The sequence below is a fragment of the Paraburkholderia sp. SECH4 genome, assembly GCF_030511745.1.
Classification (GTDB): Bacteria; Pseudomonadota; Gammaproteobacteria; order Burkholderiales; family Burkholderiaceae; genus Paraburkholderia; species Paraburkholderia madseniana.
Genome location: NZ_JALOCP010000001.1, coordinates 276,892 through 294,017, shown reverse-complemented (window position 1 = coordinate 294,017; position 17,126 = coordinate 276,892). Strand labels below are relative to the sequence as shown.

Below are 17,126 nucleotides of genomic sequence, written 5' to 3'. Positions count from 1 at the left end.
ATGTCTGTCAGTGTATTAAATTTAGTATACCTATTCGTTTGGAAGGGAAAGAGGATGAGTATTGCATCGGAAAGGTCTTTGCGTTCGCAGGTTGAAAAATGGCTCGGGCCGACTTTCTCGACGCCGGTTCGGGTTACCCGATTCAGCCGCGCGCGCTCGAATCAGAAACCGTGCGTGCGTATCGAGCTACTGCTACCGACAGGCCCGCTTGGATTTTTTTTCTTCCGGCACCGCGACGGTACGTGGTGCGTGTTCCCGCCCGAGACGGAACGCCTGGCAATGCACTCTTACTAGAGTGCAGGGCGATGGGAGTAGGCGGGGGTGTAGCTATGCGAAAGGCGGACAACAATCAATTTAGCAATTCGAACAGAAATACGCTGATTCACAAAAATTTCCAGACAAAGAGACAGGAGAAGAGGCATGAGGAATTACAAACGCGCGATCAGTTCGGTCGGTATGGCGGCTTGCATCTGCTCGGCTGGGCTTATCGACAATGCCGATGCGCAGTCGGCCGGAAGCATAACGCTGTCGACAGGATGGCTTCACATTGCGCCGCAGGGTGACGCAACGCCACTAACCGTGGAAAGCATTGGCGGGGTAGCAGTGAATCAGCAGCTATCTGGTAGCGGAGCGCATGCGAGCTCAACCGATACGGTGGGAATTACCACTGAGTACTACGTCACGGACAACATGGGTGTCGCCTTGCTTTTTGGACTACCAATGAAGGTGAATCTGATTGGCGACGGGACGCTGCAGAAGTATGGCAAGCTCGGCACAACAAGGCCCATGCCGCCCGCCATCGAACTTCGATACCACCTGTTTTCAGCCGAATCGAAATTCCGTCCGTTCATAGGGCTCGGCGTGAACTATACGTGGTTCACCCAGGTTCGGACAACCAATAGCCAGTTTGTCACTGATAGCCTTGGTCCAGGCGGCTCGGCACGTGCGACACTCAGTTCATCGTGGAATCCTGTATTCGAGGTCGGGGCAAATTACGCGATTACAAAACACTGGTCGGTCGGAACCTCTCTTGGCTACGTCCCGGTGAAAACCCACCTTACGTTATACGGGCAGACCGCAACGGGAACGCAGATCGTTTCCAAATCCACGCTCCGGCTCAATCCGCTTAACGTCTTCCTGAACGTCGCCTATACGTTCTAGCGCGTACAGATCGTCGATGCGCCAATCGAGGGGTTTGAACGCTCTTCAGGGACAGAGGCAAGCAAAATGTTTTCTGCTGCGTACTTGCGCCCGGTAGACTCTATTTTTCAGAAAGCTCGACCGTGATTTCAGGTGTCTCGCCTATTGCAGCGCTTGAGTGAGATTCGTGGATTGCCTGCTTCTATCACCGTTGATAACGATCCGAAGTTTGCCGGCAGGTTTGCATGCCGTTCCCGGCTGGTGCGGGAGTTCATGCGGGGTAGATCATGACCGGGTGCCATCCGGCAGCGCACGGAACGAAGAGCTTGTAATCACGAGAAGGAGCAGGGATGTTCAGCTTTCTGTCCACCCGATGAAGTACGAGCTGGGGCTGGCCACTGCGTTGGGCCCACGCGGTTGCAGCACGTGCTGCCATGCTTTCCGGACGAAGGCGTAGCCGGAGTTGAGATTATGGCTTCTGCAGGCTCTGCCAGGATTTCATAAAATCGTGGTGCGGTGCCCCCACTATGGCTGCCAGTCAGGGCGGCTGCTCGGACGAACGGCAGAGATGTCAGGCTGGCTGCGAACGGAACGGCCACACCGTAGCGACCGTTCTTCATTCGTATGATCAGAGAGCGGGGGCAACCTCATCGGGCGTCGGCGCATGCGCGGCAATCAAATTCGCGGACTTCAACTGCTGCCAAAATGCTGCGGGAATGGGAGCGGTTATCAGTGTTTGATTTTCGACGATGCGAGACGGACGGCTGGCGCCGGGGATGATGCCGGCGACCGCCGGATGGGCAAGTGAGAACTGCAACGCTGCCGCGCGAATGTCCACACCGAATCGGGCGCATACCTCTTTAATGCGCGCTACACGATCGATCATCGCTTGTGGCGCCAACTGATATTCGAAGTGAGTGCCACCCGCCAGCAAGCCGGAATTGTACGGGCCGCCGACGACGATGCCGAGGTTGCGTGTCTCGCAGGCGGGTAATAGCTTGCGCAGCGCCGCTTCATGGTCCAGTAGCGTATATCTGCCCGCGATCAGGAAACCGTCCGGATCGGCGCGCTCCAATGCGAGTTCACACGGCTCCACTCGATTCACACCGAGCCCCCATCCTTTGATGGCGCCTTCGTCACGGAGGCGTGTCAGCGCTTTTGCGGCGCCGGACATCGCTTCCTCGAATACCGCGCGCCAGTTGTCGCCATGAAAATCGACAGCGGGATCGTGAATCCACACGTAATCGAGCCGGTCGGTGCGCAGCCGCTTCAGGCTTGCTTCGATCGAACGCAAAGTACCTTCTTCCGTGTAGTCGTAGACGATCTTGTTAGGGAGTCCATACTCGAACAATCCGCCTTTCTCACCTAGATCGCGCTCTGCGGTTGATTCGTGTTCGTCGAGAATGAGGCGGCCAACCTTTGTGCCGAGCACATATTGGTCTCTTGGATGGGCCGCGAGCGCTTCGCCGAGCCTCAGTTCAGCAAGACCCGCGCCGTAGAGCGGCGCGGCGTCGAAGTAACGGATACCGCTTTGCCACACCGCGTCGACGGTGGCGAGCGCTTCGTCGTCGGGAATCGCGCGGTACATGTTACCAAGCGGCGCAGTGCCGAATCCGATACGGGATGGAATAGTGATTCGCATAGGTAGCCTTGAACGATCGTAAAAATCTCAATCCCAGGTCGGCGCGAGGCCGTCCGGATTGACTTCGCGGCCATTGCGCTCGAGCGCCGCGATCTGCGCGGTGTCGATCGCGCGGTAGCCGAGTTCAAGGCCGTTGCGGACCGAATCGATGACGACCTGACCTTGCAGGCGGAATGTCCCAAGGCCAAATGCGGGAATCGTGCTCATGATGTTCTCCAGTTGTTGGATGCGAACTGCTCAATCGACGATGGGATTCTGCCGTTTTTCATCCATGCGAAAAACGGTTGTATCCGTCAAACATATTTGATTTCAAATCAAATATTGGAATGCGTTCCGGTAGCCTGTGCTATGCATTTGCGTCTACCTGCATGCGGCGCTGACGGGCGACCTGCAGCACGACGAACGCGACGCCTGCCGCGGCGATCAGCAGCAACAGGAAACTGATCAGGGGGCCATCGAGCGAGCGGTTGGCGCAGTGTGCGCTCTTTACTTTTGCGGAAAAACCAGGTTATAAACGAAATTGTTTTGATTTGAAATCAACAATGAAAATCACGCTGGACGAATTGCAAACCTTCGCGGCCGTGGTCGACACCGGGTCGATCACGGCCGCCGCGCAGCAGCTTGACCTGACTGTGTCGGCCGCGAGCCGTACACTCGGCCGGCTCGAGGAGAAGCTGAAGACGACGCTGTTGCGCCGGACCACGCGCCGGCTCGAATTGACCGAGGAGGGGCGGGCGTTCCTGCAGGACGCACGGGCGATCATCGAGTCGGTGGAAAGTGCCGAGGAACAGATGGTGGCGCGGCGCGAGAAACCGTCGGGGCGGTTGCGGGTCGACGCGGCGTCGCCGTTCATGCTGCATGTGATTGTCCCGCTCGTGCAGGGATACCGCGAGCGTTATCCTGAGGTGGAGCTGGAACTCAACAGCAACGAGGGCGTGATCGATCTGCTCGAGCGGCGCACCGACGTCGCGATCCGGATCGGACGGCTGAAGGATTCGACGCTGCATAGCCGGCTCGTCGGCAACAGCAGGCTGCGCATTCTCGCGAGTCCGAACTATCTCGAGGTGAACGGCCAGCCGCGCAAGATCGAAGATCTCGGCAAGCACGCACTGCTCGGCTTCAACCAGCCGGAATCGCTGAATGTCTGGCCGCTGCTCGGCGCCGATGGTGAACCGTACCATATCGAGCCCACGGTCTGGTCGTCGAGCGGAGAGACGCTGAGGCAACTCGCGCTCGAAGGCAACGGGATCGTCTGCCTGTCGGATTTCATGACCACGCAGGACCGTGAAGCGGGGCGGCTCATGCAGATCCTTACACGTCACACGCAGGACGTGCGGCAGCCGATTCATGCCGTCTATTACCGGAATACGGCGATCTCATCGCGGATCGCGTCGTTCGTCGATTATCTGATCGAGGCGCTCGGCAGCGGAACGCCGGCGCGGCGGGCAGCAGCGTGGGCGGATCAGTGATGGACGCCTGAGACGCGATTGTCGCCAGACTGGGCGGCGGTGAGAAACGCGTCGAAGGAGAAGTCGCGCAGATTATGGCGACAGGGCAGACAGAAGATCTGCGCGAGGCGCTCTTTCACGGTGACTGCGGGTGTCTCGTGTCGTTCGACGGAAACACGGAGAGGATCGACCAGGAGCAGGTGCGCACCCGGCGGCCGCCATTTCCCGATGCTCCGCGTTATAGTATGCGGCACAGGGAAGGCGCGATGGTGCGCCTCGACATCGGGCAGGGTGCAAGTTGACCACAGAAACAAAGAAAAGAGCGCCGCGTCGCAAATCGAATGCAATTTCCGTGATGGACGTGGCACGCGCAGCGGGCGTATCGACTGCGACCGTTTCGCGCGTGTTGAACGGCAACGCGACGGTAGCGGCCGAACTGCAGAACCGCGTGCGTGAGATCGCGCAGACCCTCGGCTACACGCCGCACGCGGCGGCACGCGCGCTGGCGTCGCAGCGCTCGAAGACGATCGGCGCGGTGATTCCGTCGCTGGAAAACCAGAACTTCGCGATTGGTGTGTTCGCGCTGCAAAAGCGCATCGGAGAAGCCGGCTATACGTTGCTGCTTGGCTGTTCGTACTACGACCAGGAGGACGAGCTGAAGCAGGTGCGCGCGCTTATCGCGGACGGCATTGCCGGTCTGATGCTTGTGGGCCGTAACCACTCGCCCGCGCTTTATGAACTGATCGAGAAGGAGCAGATTCCGCTCGTCAACGGCTGGACCGTCGATCACGATCACCCCTATGTCGGGTTCGACAATGTCGCAGTGGGCCGGCGCCTTGCCGAGTATCTGCTCGAACTCGGGCACGTGCGCTTCGGCATGATTACCCAGATGACGCAGCACAGCGATCGCGCGGCTGATCGCATCATCGGCGTGCGCGCGGCGCTGCAGTCGCGCGGGCTGCAGTTGCGCCACGAGCATCTGATCGAGATGCCACATAGGATCATTGAAGGCCAGATGGCGATGAAGGCGCTGATGAACGGTCCCGAGCGTCCAACGGCCGTAATCTGCGGCACCGATCTGCTTGCAATCGGCGCGCTGGCCGAGGCGCGCGAGTCGGGTATCGACGTGCCGGGCGACCTGTCGATCGCGGGCATCAACGACATCGAGTTTTCCAGCTTCACGTCGCCGCCGCTGACGACCATGCGGCTTGCCGCCGATGAAATCGGCGCGCGCAGCGCCGAGTATCTGCTCGCCCGGATCGAAGGACGGCCCGTCAGTTCGCAGTACATCGTGCCGACCGACCTGATTGTGCGTGGTACGACGGCGCGTCCTCGCAGCACCTAGGTCGGCGGCCCACGGTTTCGACTGCGATTTGCGCCTACCACTTCGCGCCAAGTCGGAACTTGTGCAGCAATGGCTCCGTATACCCGCTGGGCTGCGACCGTCCTTCAAAAACCAGCGCCTTCGCCGCCTTGAACGCGAGCGATGTATCCAGGTGACCGCTCATGGGCTGGTACTGCGGGTCGTCGGCGTTCTGCGCATCCACCACCTTCGCCATGCGCTTGAACGTTTCGTTCACCAGCGCTTCCGACACCACCCCGTGACGCAGCCAGTTTGCAATGTGCTGGCTCGAAATGCGCAGCGTCGCGCGGTCTTCCATCAAACCGATATCGTGAATATCCGGCACCTTCGAACATCCGACGCCCTGATCGATCCAGCGAACCACGTAACCCAGAATCCCTTGCGCGTTGTTCTCGATTTCCTCGCGGATTTCCTCATCCGACCACTGCGCCTTTTCGACGACAGGAATCGTCAGCAGGCCATCGAGCAGTTCATCGCGTACGCTGTCGTAGCCGGTCCTTTCCAACTCTTGCTGCACGGCCTGAACGTCAACTTGATGGTAGTGCAGCGCGTGCAGCGTCGCGGCAGTCGGCGACGGCACCCAAGCCGTGTTCGCGCCCGCCTTCGGATGCGCGATTTTCTGTTCAAGCATTGCGTGCATCAGGTCGGGCATTGCCCACATGCCCTTGCCGATCTGCGCGCGTCCGCGCAATCCCGAGCTTAAGCCGGCCAGCACGTTATTACGCTCGTAAGCGGCGATCCACGCCGACGATTTCATGTCGCCCTTGCGCATCATCGGACCGGCTTCCATTGCGCTGTGCATCTCATCGCCGGTGCGATCCAGGAAGCCCGTATTGATGAACGCCACGCGCGCCGATGCCACCGCAATGCACGCCTGCAAGTTGACGCTCGTGCGGCGCTCCTCGTCCATGATGCCCATCTTGATGGTATGGCGCGGCAGCCCCAGCAGATCTTCGACGCGGCCGAACAGCTCATTGGAGAACGCGACTTCGGCCGGGCCGTGCATCTTCGGCTTGACGATGTAAATCGATCCGGTCCGCGAATTGAGCTTGTTTTGCAGGTCGTGCATCGCGCCCAGCGATGTCATCACGGCATCCAGAATGCCTTCGGGAATCTCGCGACCGTCGTGATCGACGATCGCCGGATTCGTCATCAAATGCCCGACATTGCGGATGAACAGCAACGAGCGGCCATGCAGTTTCACGGTCGAGCCATCGGGCGCGGTGTATTTGCGATCGGCGTTCAGGCGGCGCGTGAAGGTCTTCCCGTTCTTCGTGACCTGCTCGGTCAGATCGCCTTTCGCAAGGCCGGTCCAGTTGCGGTAAAGCTGGACCTTGTCGGCGGCGTCGACGGCGGCAACCGAGTCTTCGCAATCGATAATCGTCGAGACAGCCGCTTCCATCAGCACGTCTTTCACGCGCGCCGCGTCGGTCTTGCCGATGGCGTCCGTTGCGTCGATCTGGATCTCGAAGTGCAGGCCGTGATGCTTGAGCAGGACGGCGGAAGGGGAGCCTGCGTCGCCCTGATAGCCAATGAACTGTGCGGGAACCTTCAATGCCGACGAGCCGTTCTTGAGCGTGACGGCGAGCTTGGCGCATTCCACGCGGTACGCGATGGCGTCGACGTGCGAGCCGTTGGCGAGCGGCGCCGCTTCATCGAGGAATGCGCGGGCGCGCGCGATCACGCGCTCACCGCGGACCGGGTTGAAGTAAGCGGTGCGCTCCGCGCCGTCGGTTTCGGGGATAGCGTCGGTGCCGTAAAGCGCGTCGTACAGGCTGCCCCAGCGCGCATTCGCGGCGTTGAGCGCGTAGCGCTGGTTCGAGAGCGGCACGACGAGTTGCGGGCCGGCTTGCCCGGCGATTTCGGTGTCGACGTTCTCGGTGGTCGCCTTAACGGCTGCGCTCGCCGGCACGATATAGCCGATGCCCTCGAGAAATGCGCGGTATGCCTTCAGATCGCGCACCGGCCCCGGATTTGCGCGGTGCCACTGGTCCAGCTCCGTCTGCAGACGATCGCGTTCTGCGAGCAGCGCGCGGTTCTTCGGGGCGAGGTCGTGGACGAGGGCAGCGAAGCCTTTCCAGAAGGCTTCGCTGTCGATGCCAGTCCCGCTCAACGCCTCGTCGTCTACAAATTTGCTCAGAACAGCCGCAACACGCAGCCCGTTGCGCTCGATCATTTCACCCATCATGTGCTCCAACAGTTTCAAGTATCAATCAATCAGCCGTTGAGGCTGTTTGCTGCGGTTCGGGCCACTTGCGAATCCTGATCCGGCTTGACACCGGACACGCCGACTGCGCCCACAACGTGCCCGTCGACCATGACGGGGACACCGCCTTCCAGGGTACCGGCCAGCGGTGCGCTCAGGAATGCGGTTCGACCGCCGTTGATCATGTCTTCGTACTGCTTCGATTCACGTCGGCCGAGCGCTGACGTACGGGCCTTTTCGGTCGCGATGTAAGCGCCTATCGGCGCACAGCCGTCGAGGCGGAGCAGGGCCAGCAGATGGCCTCCGTCATCCACGACCGCGATGGTGACTGCCCACTGGTTTTTCTCTGCTTCCGCGCGCGCAGCTTCGAGGATTCGGGTAGCTTCTACAACGGTCAATACGGGTTTGCTTTGCATGTCAGGGTTATCAAGTCTGTGTTTCGAAGTGAAGTGTCGCCACCGGCGCATGCCGGTGGCCGGGATACGTTTCGCGGCGGACCGGGTTATCCACCCAGCGCGCCCTGCGTGTTGACGTGCACTGCATAAATGGACTGCGACGACGCCATGAACAGCCGGTTACGTGCGCGTCCGCCAAAACACAAATTCGCGCAGCGCTCGGGCAGGGCGATCCGGCCAATCATCTTTCCTTGTGGCGAAATGACCATGACGCCATCGAGTTCGTCATTGCCCATGCCCCAGCCGCACCACAAATTACCGTCGATGTCCGCGCGCATTCCGTCGATTGTGCCGACTCCCGCGTCGTAGAACATCCGGCCTTTACCGATGCCGCGACCGTCCGCGTCCATTTCATAAACGTGAATCATCCGGTTGGGAACACCGCGCGATTCGATGATGTAGAGCAGCTTCTCGTCGGGTGAAAAGCACAGGCCGTTCGGCCCTTTCAAGTCGCGCGTGACTACGGACGCAATACCTGTCACGCCATCGATCCGATATACGGAGTGCGGGAGTTCCTGCTCCGCCTTGATTCCTTCGTAGTGCCCAGAAATGCCCATCGGCGGATCAGTGAACCAGATCGAGCCGTCCGATTTCACCACCAGATCGTTGGGGGAGTTGAGCGGCTTGCCTTCAAAGGAATCGAGAAGGACGGTGATGCTGCCGTCGTACTCGGTGCGTGTGACGCGGCGGCCGTGCTCGCACGTAACGAGTCGCCCCTGCCTGTCGCGGGTGTTGCCGTTCGCGTAGTTGGAAGGTTTCCGGAACACGCTGACCACGCCCGTTTCCTCCTCCCATTTCAGCATCTGGTTGTTCGGAATGTCGCTCCAGAGCAGGTAGCGTCCATCGCCGAACCATACCGGACCTTCGGTCCACCGGTAGCCGGTAGCCAGCCGTTCGACAGCCGAAAAGGCCACGCGGTATTTATCGAAGGAAGGGTCTAGCGAAATCACCCGGGGGTCGGGGTATCGCTCAGCTTGTTGCCACATCTCAGTCTCCTGTTCGGGTGCCCGGCATTTCCGCCTATGCGGAGGCGCGACCGGTAGTATAAAGGAAATCGAGTAAGCGCTTTCTCTTGAATTTGGAAATGAAGTGCCATAAGATGCTTGAAATTGTTGAGTTTCAAGCAGCGGCGCATCGGCCGTAGTGGTTATGTAAGAAAGCGATTACTCTCGCCCTCTTTTTTTTAACCGCCCGGCGCAAAATTTTTAGAAGGGCAATGCCTGATGACTGAGGTGACGAGCAAGAGCGCAACCGGGCCAGTGATCCGGTTGCATCCCGCTGACAATGTGGTGATTGCGCGCATCGACGTCGCGATCGGTACGCCGGTTCCAGCCGAAGATTTTGTTTGCCGCAGCCAGGTGGCCGCAGGCTATAAGATCGCGGCGACGCCCATCAAAAAAGGCGAGCCGGTTCGCAAATACAACGTGGTGATCGGTTTCGCCGCGACGGATATTGCGCCAGGCACGATGGTCCATAGCCATAACGTCGAGTTCCGCGAGTTCGACCGCGACTACGCATTTGGCGCGGATTATCGGCCCGTCGAGATGGTGCCCGAAGCCGAGCGCGCCACGTTCCAGGGCATCGTGCGCGATAACGGCGAGGTTGCCACGCGCAACTACATCGGCGTGTTGTCGACAGTCAATTGTTCGGCCACGGTCGCACACAGGATCGCCGAATGGTTCACGCCCGAACGGCTGGCCGACTACCCCAATGTAGATGGCGTGGTTGCGTTCACGCATTCGATCGGTTGCGGTATGGAGATGAGCGGCGAGCCGATGGCGCTGCTGCGCCGAACGATGGCGGGTTACGCGCGCCATCCCAATCTCGCCGCAGCGCTGATTGTCGGGCTGGGATGCGAGCGCAATCAACTGGCCGGACTGATGGATCAGGAAGGTCTGGAGGCTGGTTCGCGACTGCACACGTTCATCATGCAGGAGAGCGGCGGCACCCGCCGGACCATCGAGGCCGGCGTGGCTGCGGTAAAGGCGCTGTTACCCGATGCCAATCGCGCGAAGCGCACGACGGTTTCCGCAAGCCACCTGAAGATCGGTCTGCAATGCGGTGGCTCGGACGGCTTTTCGTCGATCACCGCCAATCCTTCGCTTGGCGCGGCGATGGACTTGCTGGTCCGTCATGGCGGCACGGCCATCCTCTCCGAAACACCCGAGATCTACGGCGTGGAACATACGCTCACGCGGCGTGCGGTCAGCCGCGAAGTCGGCGAGAAGCTCGTTGAGCGGATCCGCTGGTGGAAAGACGAGTATTCGGTCGGTCGAGACGTTCAGATCAATGGCCAGGTCAGCCCTGGCAATCAGGTGGGCGGACTGGCGAACATCTTCGAAAAGTCGATTGGATCATCGATGAAAGGCGGCACCGGCCCGCTGATGGAAGTGTATCGATACGCCGAGCGGGTGAAGCAACCTGGACTCGTTTTCATGGACACGCCCGGCTTCGACCCCGTCTCCGCGACGGGTCAGATTGCAGGCGGCGCAAATCTTATTGCCTTCACCACAGGGCGCGGTTCGATGTTCGGCGCCAAGCCCGTGCCATCGCTGAAGCTCGCCACCAACACGCCGATGTACACCCGTCTGACTGAAGACATGGATCTGAACTGCGGCGGAATCCTGGATGGCATTGCGTCGGTCCAGAGTACGGGCCAGAGAATCTTCGACGCGATTCTTGCGGCCGCGTCGGGCGAGCGCACAAAAAGCGAAATGCTCGGGCTGGGTGATCACGAATTCGTGCCATGGCAGATCGGCATCATGAGTTGAGTCCGCAGTGGCGCAGCGCATCGCGAGGGCGAACGGCCATTTACACCCATAAGTAAAACCGCCGCCCTGTAGCTAGTCGAACAAAATTAGCGGAGACAGCCCTTGAGTACCCAAACCCCGGCAATACACATACCTGACAGCGCGGCAAGCAACTCGATCTACACGCGAGTGACCTGGCGCTTCATGCCCTTGCTGTTCGTCTGCTACGTGGTGGCCTATCTGGATCGGGTCAACGTGGGCTTCGCCAAGCTCCAGATGCTCAGCGATCTGAACTTCAGCGAGGCGATGTACGGCTTCGGCGCCGGTATCTTTTTCATCGGGTATTTCTTCTTCGAGGTCCCGAGCAACTTGCTGCTGCACCGGCTCGGCGCGCGCCGCTGGATCGCCCGGATCATGCTTACGTGGGCCGTGCTCTCGGCCGCGACCGCGTGGGTCACCACGCCCACGATGTTCTACGTATTGCGTTTCTTTCTGGGTGTGGCCGAAGCGGGCTTTTTCCCGGGACTGGTGCTGTATCTCACCTACTGGTTTCCATCGCACCGGCGCGGCAAGATGATCGCTTTTCTGATGGCGGGCAATCCGGTGGCGGGCATTGTCGGCGGCCCGATATCGGGCTTCATCATGCAGCGCCTGGCGGGGAACGCGGGGCTTGCCGGCTGGCAGTGGCTGTTCATTCTGGAAGCCGTCCCCGCGCTGATCCTGGCAGCCGTCATTTTCTGGTTCCTCGACGACCGGGTGAAGGACGCAAAGTGGCTGCCGGTTGAGGATCGCGACTTCATTGCATCGGAAATCGATGCGGAAGCACGCACCAAAAGCCACGGTTCCGTGCGCGAGGTCTTCACGTCGCTCAAAGTCTGGACCTTGTGCGCGATTCTGTTCGGTATCGTGATGGGCTCTTATGCCGTTGGCTTCTGGCAGCCGACCATCATAAAGAGTTCGGGCATCACGGACGCCTTCACCATCGGCCTGCTCACTGTCGTGCCTTATCTTGCCGCCCTGATTCTGATGATTGTGGTCGGCCGCCACGCGGACCGCACGCGTGAACGCCGCTGGCACGTCGTGTTGCCGCAATGCATGGCGGCTGTAGGTTTCGTGATGTGCGCCTACGCGGGCAGCAATACGTATATTGCGTTGCTTGGCCTGACGCTTGCTGCTTCGGGCGTGATTACGGCTTTACCCATGTTCTGGGCACTGCCCACGTCCTTTCTCGGCGGCACCGGTGCGGCCGCCGGCATCGCATTGATCAATTCGACGGGCAATCTCGCAGGCTTCGTAAGCCCCACGCTTGTGGGGTGGCTAAAGACGGTCACGCACTCACTCGATTCGAGCCTGTTCCTGATTGCGGGGTCGCTGATTGTCTCCGCATGCCTCATCTTGACGCAGCTTCCCGCCAGACTTGTCAACAGGTAGCACCTTGATGGCACTCGAAAGAAGTGCCAGATAGCAACGTTCGGTATCGTTAATTACACGGAATAGAGACAACATGAAGACTGGGAAGTATCGCTACGTCGTCGCCTTGCTGCTGTTTATTGCGGGCGCGATCAATTACATGGACCGCGCGGCGCTCGGCGTGGTCGCGCCTGTTCTCAACAAGGAGCTGAACCTTTCACCGTCGCAACTCGGCGTCGTGTTCAGCAGTTTTTTCTTCGGCTATTCCATCTTCGCATTCGTCGGCGGACAACTCGCCGACAAGTATGGACCGCGTCGGGTCTTCTCCTGGGCGATGGGGGCGTGGTCCATTCTCTGCGGGTTGACTGCGGCCGCGACTGGATTCGGCACGCTGCTGATCTCACGGGCGCTGTTCGGCTTCGGCGAAGGTCCGATGAATTCGACGACCAACCGGACCATCACCAATTGGTTTCCCCGGCATGAAACCGCGACCATGGTCGGCTTTACGTTTTCGGGCCAGACGGTAGGCAGCGCGATTGCTGGACCGGTGGTCGGGCTGATCGCCATTGCCTACGGCTGGCGCACGTCGTTTGTGATCATCGCGGCGTTCGGGCTGGTGTGGATCGTCGCCTGGCGTATCTTCGCGACCGACAAGCCGGCGCAAAGCACGCGGGTCGGTGAGGCCGAACGCGAGATGGTCGAAGCGAGCCGCAGCGCGGCACACCCGGCAGAAGGCGGCGACGAAAGCACACCGCTGCGCAGCTACCTGTTTCGTCCGAGCACGCTCGCGCTTGGCGTCGGCCTGTTCGCGGTGAACTACACGCTGTTCGTGTTCATCTCGTGGATGCCGAGCTATTTCACCAACGCGCTGCATCTCGACATGAAGCACATGAGCTTTCTGAGCGCGGTGCCATGGGCATGCGGCGGAATCGGATACTTCGGCGGCGGGCTGGTCGCCGACGCATTTTTCAAGCGCATGAGCAACAAGCTGATGGCGCGCAAGGTCTCGGCGATCGTGCCGCTCGCGCTGTCGGGTCTCGCCCTGGTGGGCGTTAGCATGGTCGATTCCGTGATGCCCGCAGTCCTGCTTGTCGCGTTCGCCGTGCTGTTCCTGACGGCTTCGTCGCAAGCGTGCTGGGCCACCATGCACGAACTAGTGCCAGGCAGGCATCTCGGGGGCGTAAGCGGCTTTGTTCACCTGATGAGCAACATTTCGGGCATCGTCGGTCCGACCATGATGGGTTTTGCGGTCCAGTACTTTGGCGGTTACAGCAGCGGCTTCATGCTCGGCGCGGCGGTCGATCTGGTCGGCGTGCTGGCGATGCTGCTGGTCATCGGCCGGCGCGCGGCAGGCGAGACAGCCGAAACAGCCGAGACGCATACGACCGCCACATAAGCTCCGTCCTGCCACGCAAGCCGTCAGGTCGGCGCAGGCGGGACGGTGCGCGCGGCCGCACGATCGGTCCCGTGAGCATCGTTATCTTTTTCGAGTCGATCTACTGTTATGAAACACGTCATCGTTGAACCTGAGCAAACCGATTATCAGACACGTTCGCGGATCGTTTCGGTGGAGGCGCGCACCATCCGCGTGCCGCTTGACCGCCACACTGCATTCTCGACCCGGCTCGTCACTGCCCGCGACTACACGGTCGTGCGCGTCACAACAGCCGATGACCATTACGGCATCGGCTTTTGCTACAGCGGCAACCGCGCCGGCATGCTGGTCACGTATGCCGTGCGCGAATTGTTTGCGCCGCTGTTGCGCGGGCGCTCCGCGCTCGATGTCGAAGGCTCCTGGTGCGCCATGTACGACGAGTCACTGCTGCAAGGGCGTGCCGGCTCGGTCATGCGGGCGCTGTCCATCATCGACATCGCCTTGTGGGACCGGAATGCGCGCGCTGCGGGCCTGCCGTTGAGCCGCTATCTCGGCGGCACATGCAGCGCCACCGTGCCGGCCTATGCCAGCGGCGGTTACTACCTCGAAGGCAAGACGCCCGAGCGTCTCGGCGAGGAGATGGCGGGATACGTGGCACAGGGGTTTCGCGCCGTGAAGATGAAAGTGGGGCGGCTCGATCCGCGCAGCGAGGAAGCGCGGATCAGGGCAGCACGAGAAGCGATCGGCGACGACGTGCTGCTGATGCTCGATGCCAACAACGCCTGGGCCGACGTTCCGACCGCGCTCGAATACATGCGCCGGTACGAACCGTTCAACCCGTACTGGATAGAAGAGCCGTTCAGTCCGGACGACATCGAGAGCCATGCGCAACTGAGCCGGCGCACGCCGGTGACCGTTGCGACCGGTGAGATAGAAGCAGGGCGCTGGCGGCATCAGGAGCTGCTCGACAAACGCGCGGCCATGATCCTTCAGTCGGACGCGGCGGTATGCGGCGGGATCAGCGAATGGCGGCGGATTGCGGCGTCGGCCGCGGCCGTGGGCGTGACGATGTGCCCGCACTGGTTCCACGATCTGCACGTGCATCTGGTGGCGTCGACGAGCAATGCGCGTTATGTCGAATTTTTTCCTGACGATCAGGTGCTGAATTTCCGTCGGCTGGTGGATACGCAACTGTCGTTCGCAGACGGCAAGCTGACCGTGCCGACTCGTCCAGGCCTCGGATTCGACTTCGATGAAGCCGCGCTGAACGAATACGCGCTGGACGATTGGGCGTGAAGCCGAAGCAATGAATAGCTAGAAAAAGACCGCCGGTTGCGCATGCAGCCGGCGGGTGTTTCTTCAGGGCATCAGGCGGTGACTTCGATTCCCGGCATCGAAAAGCCGATTTCGCTGAGTGCGGCGGCGAGCGCATCGCATTGCACTGGCGTCAGATCGACGAGAGGAGGACGTACGACGCCCCACTCGGGGTCGTTCGAATAGACGCCTATCGCTGCCTTGAGCGCAGGGATCATCGGGAGCTTGGCGAACACCGCACGCGTGGCATCCAGTGCTGCCTGACGGGCATCGGCGTCGGCCGATTGCCAGTGACGATACAACTGCACGATAGCCGCCGGATTGACGTTTCCGGTTGCCGTGATGCAGCCGACGCCGCCCGCGCGCATGGTGGCCAGCAGGAAGGTCTCGCTGCCGGCGAACACATCGAAGCCATGCGGCTGGAAGCGCTCGAGCATCGCCTGCGTGTTGCTCCAGTCGCCCGAGCTGTCCTTCACGCCGGCGATCACGCCCGGGAAAGCAGCTAACAGCCGCTCGATGAGCGCGAGGCTGAGCGGCACCTGGGACACGGGCGGGATGTGATACAGATAAATACGCAGTGCGTCGGAACCCACGCGCTCGATGATCTGCGCATAGCTGCGGAACAAGCCTTCGTCGGTGACACCCTTGTAGAAGAACGGCGGCAGCGTCAGCACATTGTTTACGCCCAGCGAAAGCGCATGGCGTGTCAGTTCGACTGTGTCGGTGAGTGCCGAGCAGCCGGTGCCCGGCATCAGGCGATCCACCGGAATGTCTGCGCCAACCAGCGTTTCGAGCAGCTTCATTTTCTCGCTGACTGCGAGCGAATTCGCTTCTGAGTTGGTGCCGAAAACAGCGAGTCCGACGTCCTGTTCGATAAGCCATCGGCAATGACGGACATAGCGGTCGTGATCGGGAAGAAGGTCGTTTGTGAACGGCGTGACCACGGGCGAGTAAACGCCGCGGGGCCGGTTGACTGAGGTCATCGCGTGTTCCTTTTGATGGGGGAGAGGGTGCTTCGCGCCATTCAGTTGGCGATCTGTTGAGCGGACAAGCGGGCTTGGCGTGCTTCGGGATTGACACAGGTCGACGAGAGCTGGCCGTCGAGTGCGTCGATGAGATTGCGCACCGCACGCATGGCCATGTTCTCGCGCGTCTGTTGCGTAGCGGAACCGATATGCGGCACCGCTACCACGTTCGGTAACTCGAGCAGCAGCGAGTCCGGCGACACCGGTTCGCGTTCGAACACATCGAGACCGGCGCCGAGAATGCGGCCTTCACGGAGATGCGCGATGAGGGCGGCCTCGTCGACGACCTGTCCGCGAGCACAGTTGATGAGAATGGCCGACGGCTTCATGGTCCCGAGCTCGGCGCTGCCGATCAGGCGCTCGGTGGCGGGCGATAGCGGAACGAGCACGCAGACGAAATCCGCAGTCGCGAGCAGTTCGGGAAGCGGCCGCCATTGCGCGCCGTAGCGCTCCTCGGCTTCGGGGTTGCGGGAGCGATTGGAATAAATCACGTCCATGCCGAAGCCGAGGGCGGCGCGCTTGGCGACCGCGCTGCCAATGCGCCCAAGCCCGACGATTCCGAGGGTTTTGTGATGCACGTCGACACCGAATTGCGCCTCGCCGACAGTACGCGTCCACCGGCCGCGCCGCGTCCAGTCGGCGAGTTCGGAAATGCGCCGGGCGGTCGCGAGGATCAGGCTGAACACAAGGTCAGCAGTGGTTTCGGTGACTTCTTCAGGCGTGTTCGTCAGAACGATGCCGCGGCGCGAGAGTTCGGGGACATCGAACGCATCGAAGCCGGCCGAAATGGTGGACGCGACCTCAAGCAAGGGCGCCGCATCAAGAATCTCAGGCGTTATCTTGAGATTGTTGCCGACCATGCCATGAGCCGTGCCCAGGGCGCGCCTGAATGGCGCGAGATCGCCGGAGGAAACGTCGACCAGCTCGACGGAACAGTGCTCACGAAGAAGCCCCAGCACGGCAGGAGGCAACGAACGATAGGCCACGACACGCTTCAT

The 17,126-nt window shown here is 60.8% G+C and carries 13 protein-coding genes and 1 pseudogene; 7 read left to right on the top strand and 7 right to left on the bottom strand.

Annotated features, from left to right (window positions below):
* Window positions 1-420 precede the first annotated feature (420 nt).
* Window positions 421-1,161: an OmpW family protein gene (locus M0D67_RS01245; RefSeq protein ID WP_154561910.1), complete on the top strand. Its 741-nt coding sequence runs from the start codon at window positions 421-423 to the stop codon at window positions 1,159-1,161.
* A 607-nt stretch (window positions 1,162-1,768) separates the two neighbouring features.
* Here M0D67_RS01245 and M0D67_RS01240 read toward each other — a convergent pair.
* Both M0D67_RS01240 and dkgB read right to left on the bottom strand, forming a co-directional pair.
* Window positions 1,769-2,782 carry an aldo/keto reductase gene (locus tag M0D67_RS01240; RefSeq protein ID WP_154561912.1) on the bottom strand — a complete coding sequence of 338 codons (1,014 nt, stop codon included), beginning with the start codon at window positions 2,780-2,782 and terminating at the stop codon, window positions 1,769-1,771.
* 90 nt (window positions 2,783-2,872) lie between these two features.
* Window positions 2,873-2,989: pseudogene (gene dkgB, locus M0D67_RS01235) on the bottom strand (2,5-didehydrogluconate reductase DkgB); the annotation flags it as partial.
* 335 nt (window positions 2,990-3,324) lie between these two features.
* Here dkgB and M0D67_RS01230 point away from each other — a divergent pair.
* The gene (locus M0D67_RS01230) at window positions 3,325-4,251 is read left to right on the top strand and encodes a LysR family transcriptional regulator (protein WP_154561914.1); all 927 of its coding nucleotides are present in this window, start codon (window positions 3,325-3,327) and stop codon (window positions 4,249-4,251) included.
* 334 nt (window positions 4,252-4,585) lie between these two features.
* Window positions 4,586-5,575: a LacI family DNA-binding transcriptional regulator gene (locus M0D67_RS01225; protein WP_154561916.1), complete on the top strand. Its 990-nt coding sequence runs from the start codon at window positions 4,586-4,588 to the stop codon at window positions 5,573-5,575.
* A 34-nt stretch (window positions 5,576-5,609) separates the two neighbouring features.
* On the opposite strand, the gene M0D67_RS01220 is transcribed toward M0D67_RS01225, so the two are convergent.
* From M0D67_RS01220 to M0D67_RS01210, 3 genes are all read right to left on the bottom strand, one after another.
* A complete protein-coding gene (locus tag M0D67_RS01220; protein ID WP_266237190.1) occupies window positions 5,610-7,778 on the bottom strand; it encodes a malate synthase G in 2,169 nt (722 codons plus the stop codon).
* 32 nt (window positions 7,779-7,810) lie between these two features.
* Entirely contained in the window at window positions 7,811-8,215 is a 405-nt protein-coding gene (locus M0D67_RS01215; protein WP_154561920.1) for a heme-binding protein, read from the bottom strand.
* An 86-nt stretch (window positions 8,216-8,301) separates the two neighbouring features.
* Window positions 8,302-9,240, bottom strand: a complete 939-nt coding sequence (locus M0D67_RS01210) for an SMP-30/gluconolactonase/LRE family protein (protein WP_154561922.1) — start codon at window positions 9,238-9,240, stop codon at window positions 8,302-8,304.
* 237 nt (window positions 9,241-9,477) lie between these two features.
* Between M0D67_RS01210 and M0D67_RS01205 the strand changes: the two genes are divergently transcribed.
* From M0D67_RS01205 to M0D67_RS01190, 4 genes are all read left to right on the top strand, one after another.
* A complete protein-coding gene (locus M0D67_RS01205; RefSeq protein WP_171926012.1) occupies window positions 9,478-11,025 on the top strand; it encodes a UxaA family hydrolase in 1,548 nt (515 codons plus the stop codon).
* 102 nt (window positions 11,026-11,127) lie between these two features.
* Window positions 11,128-12,435, top strand: coding sequence for an MFS transporter (locus M0D67_RS01200; RefSeq protein WP_233464928.1), 1,308 nt, complete (start codon window positions 11,128-11,130; stop codon window positions 12,433-12,435).
* 73 nt (window positions 12,436-12,508) lie between these two features.
* Entirely contained in the window at window positions 12,509-13,810 is a 1,302-nt protein-coding gene (locus M0D67_RS01195) for an MFS transporter (RefSeq protein WP_154561926.1), read from the top strand.
* A gap of 108 nt (window positions 13,811-13,918) precedes the next feature.
* Window positions 13,919-15,085: a mandelate racemase/muconate lactonizing enzyme family protein gene (locus tag M0D67_RS01190; RefSeq protein ID WP_154561928.1), complete on the top strand. Its 1,167-nt coding sequence runs from the start codon at window positions 13,919-13,921 to the stop codon at window positions 15,083-15,085.
* A gap of 71 nt (window positions 15,086-15,156) precedes the next feature.
* On the opposite strand, the gene M0D67_RS01185 is transcribed toward M0D67_RS01190, so the two are convergent.
* Together M0D67_RS01185 and M0D67_RS01180 are read right to left on the bottom strand one after the other, a co-directional pair.
* On the bottom strand, window positions 15,157-16,086 hold the full coding sequence (locus M0D67_RS01185; protein ID WP_154561952.1) for a dihydrodipicolinate synthase family protein: 930 nt from the start codon (window positions 16,084-16,086) through the stop codon (window positions 15,157-15,159).
* 41 nt (window positions 16,087-16,127) lie between these two features.
* Entirely contained in the window at window positions 16,128-17,126 is a 999-nt protein-coding gene (locus M0D67_RS01180) for a D-glycerate dehydrogenase (RefSeq protein WP_266236904.1), read from the bottom strand.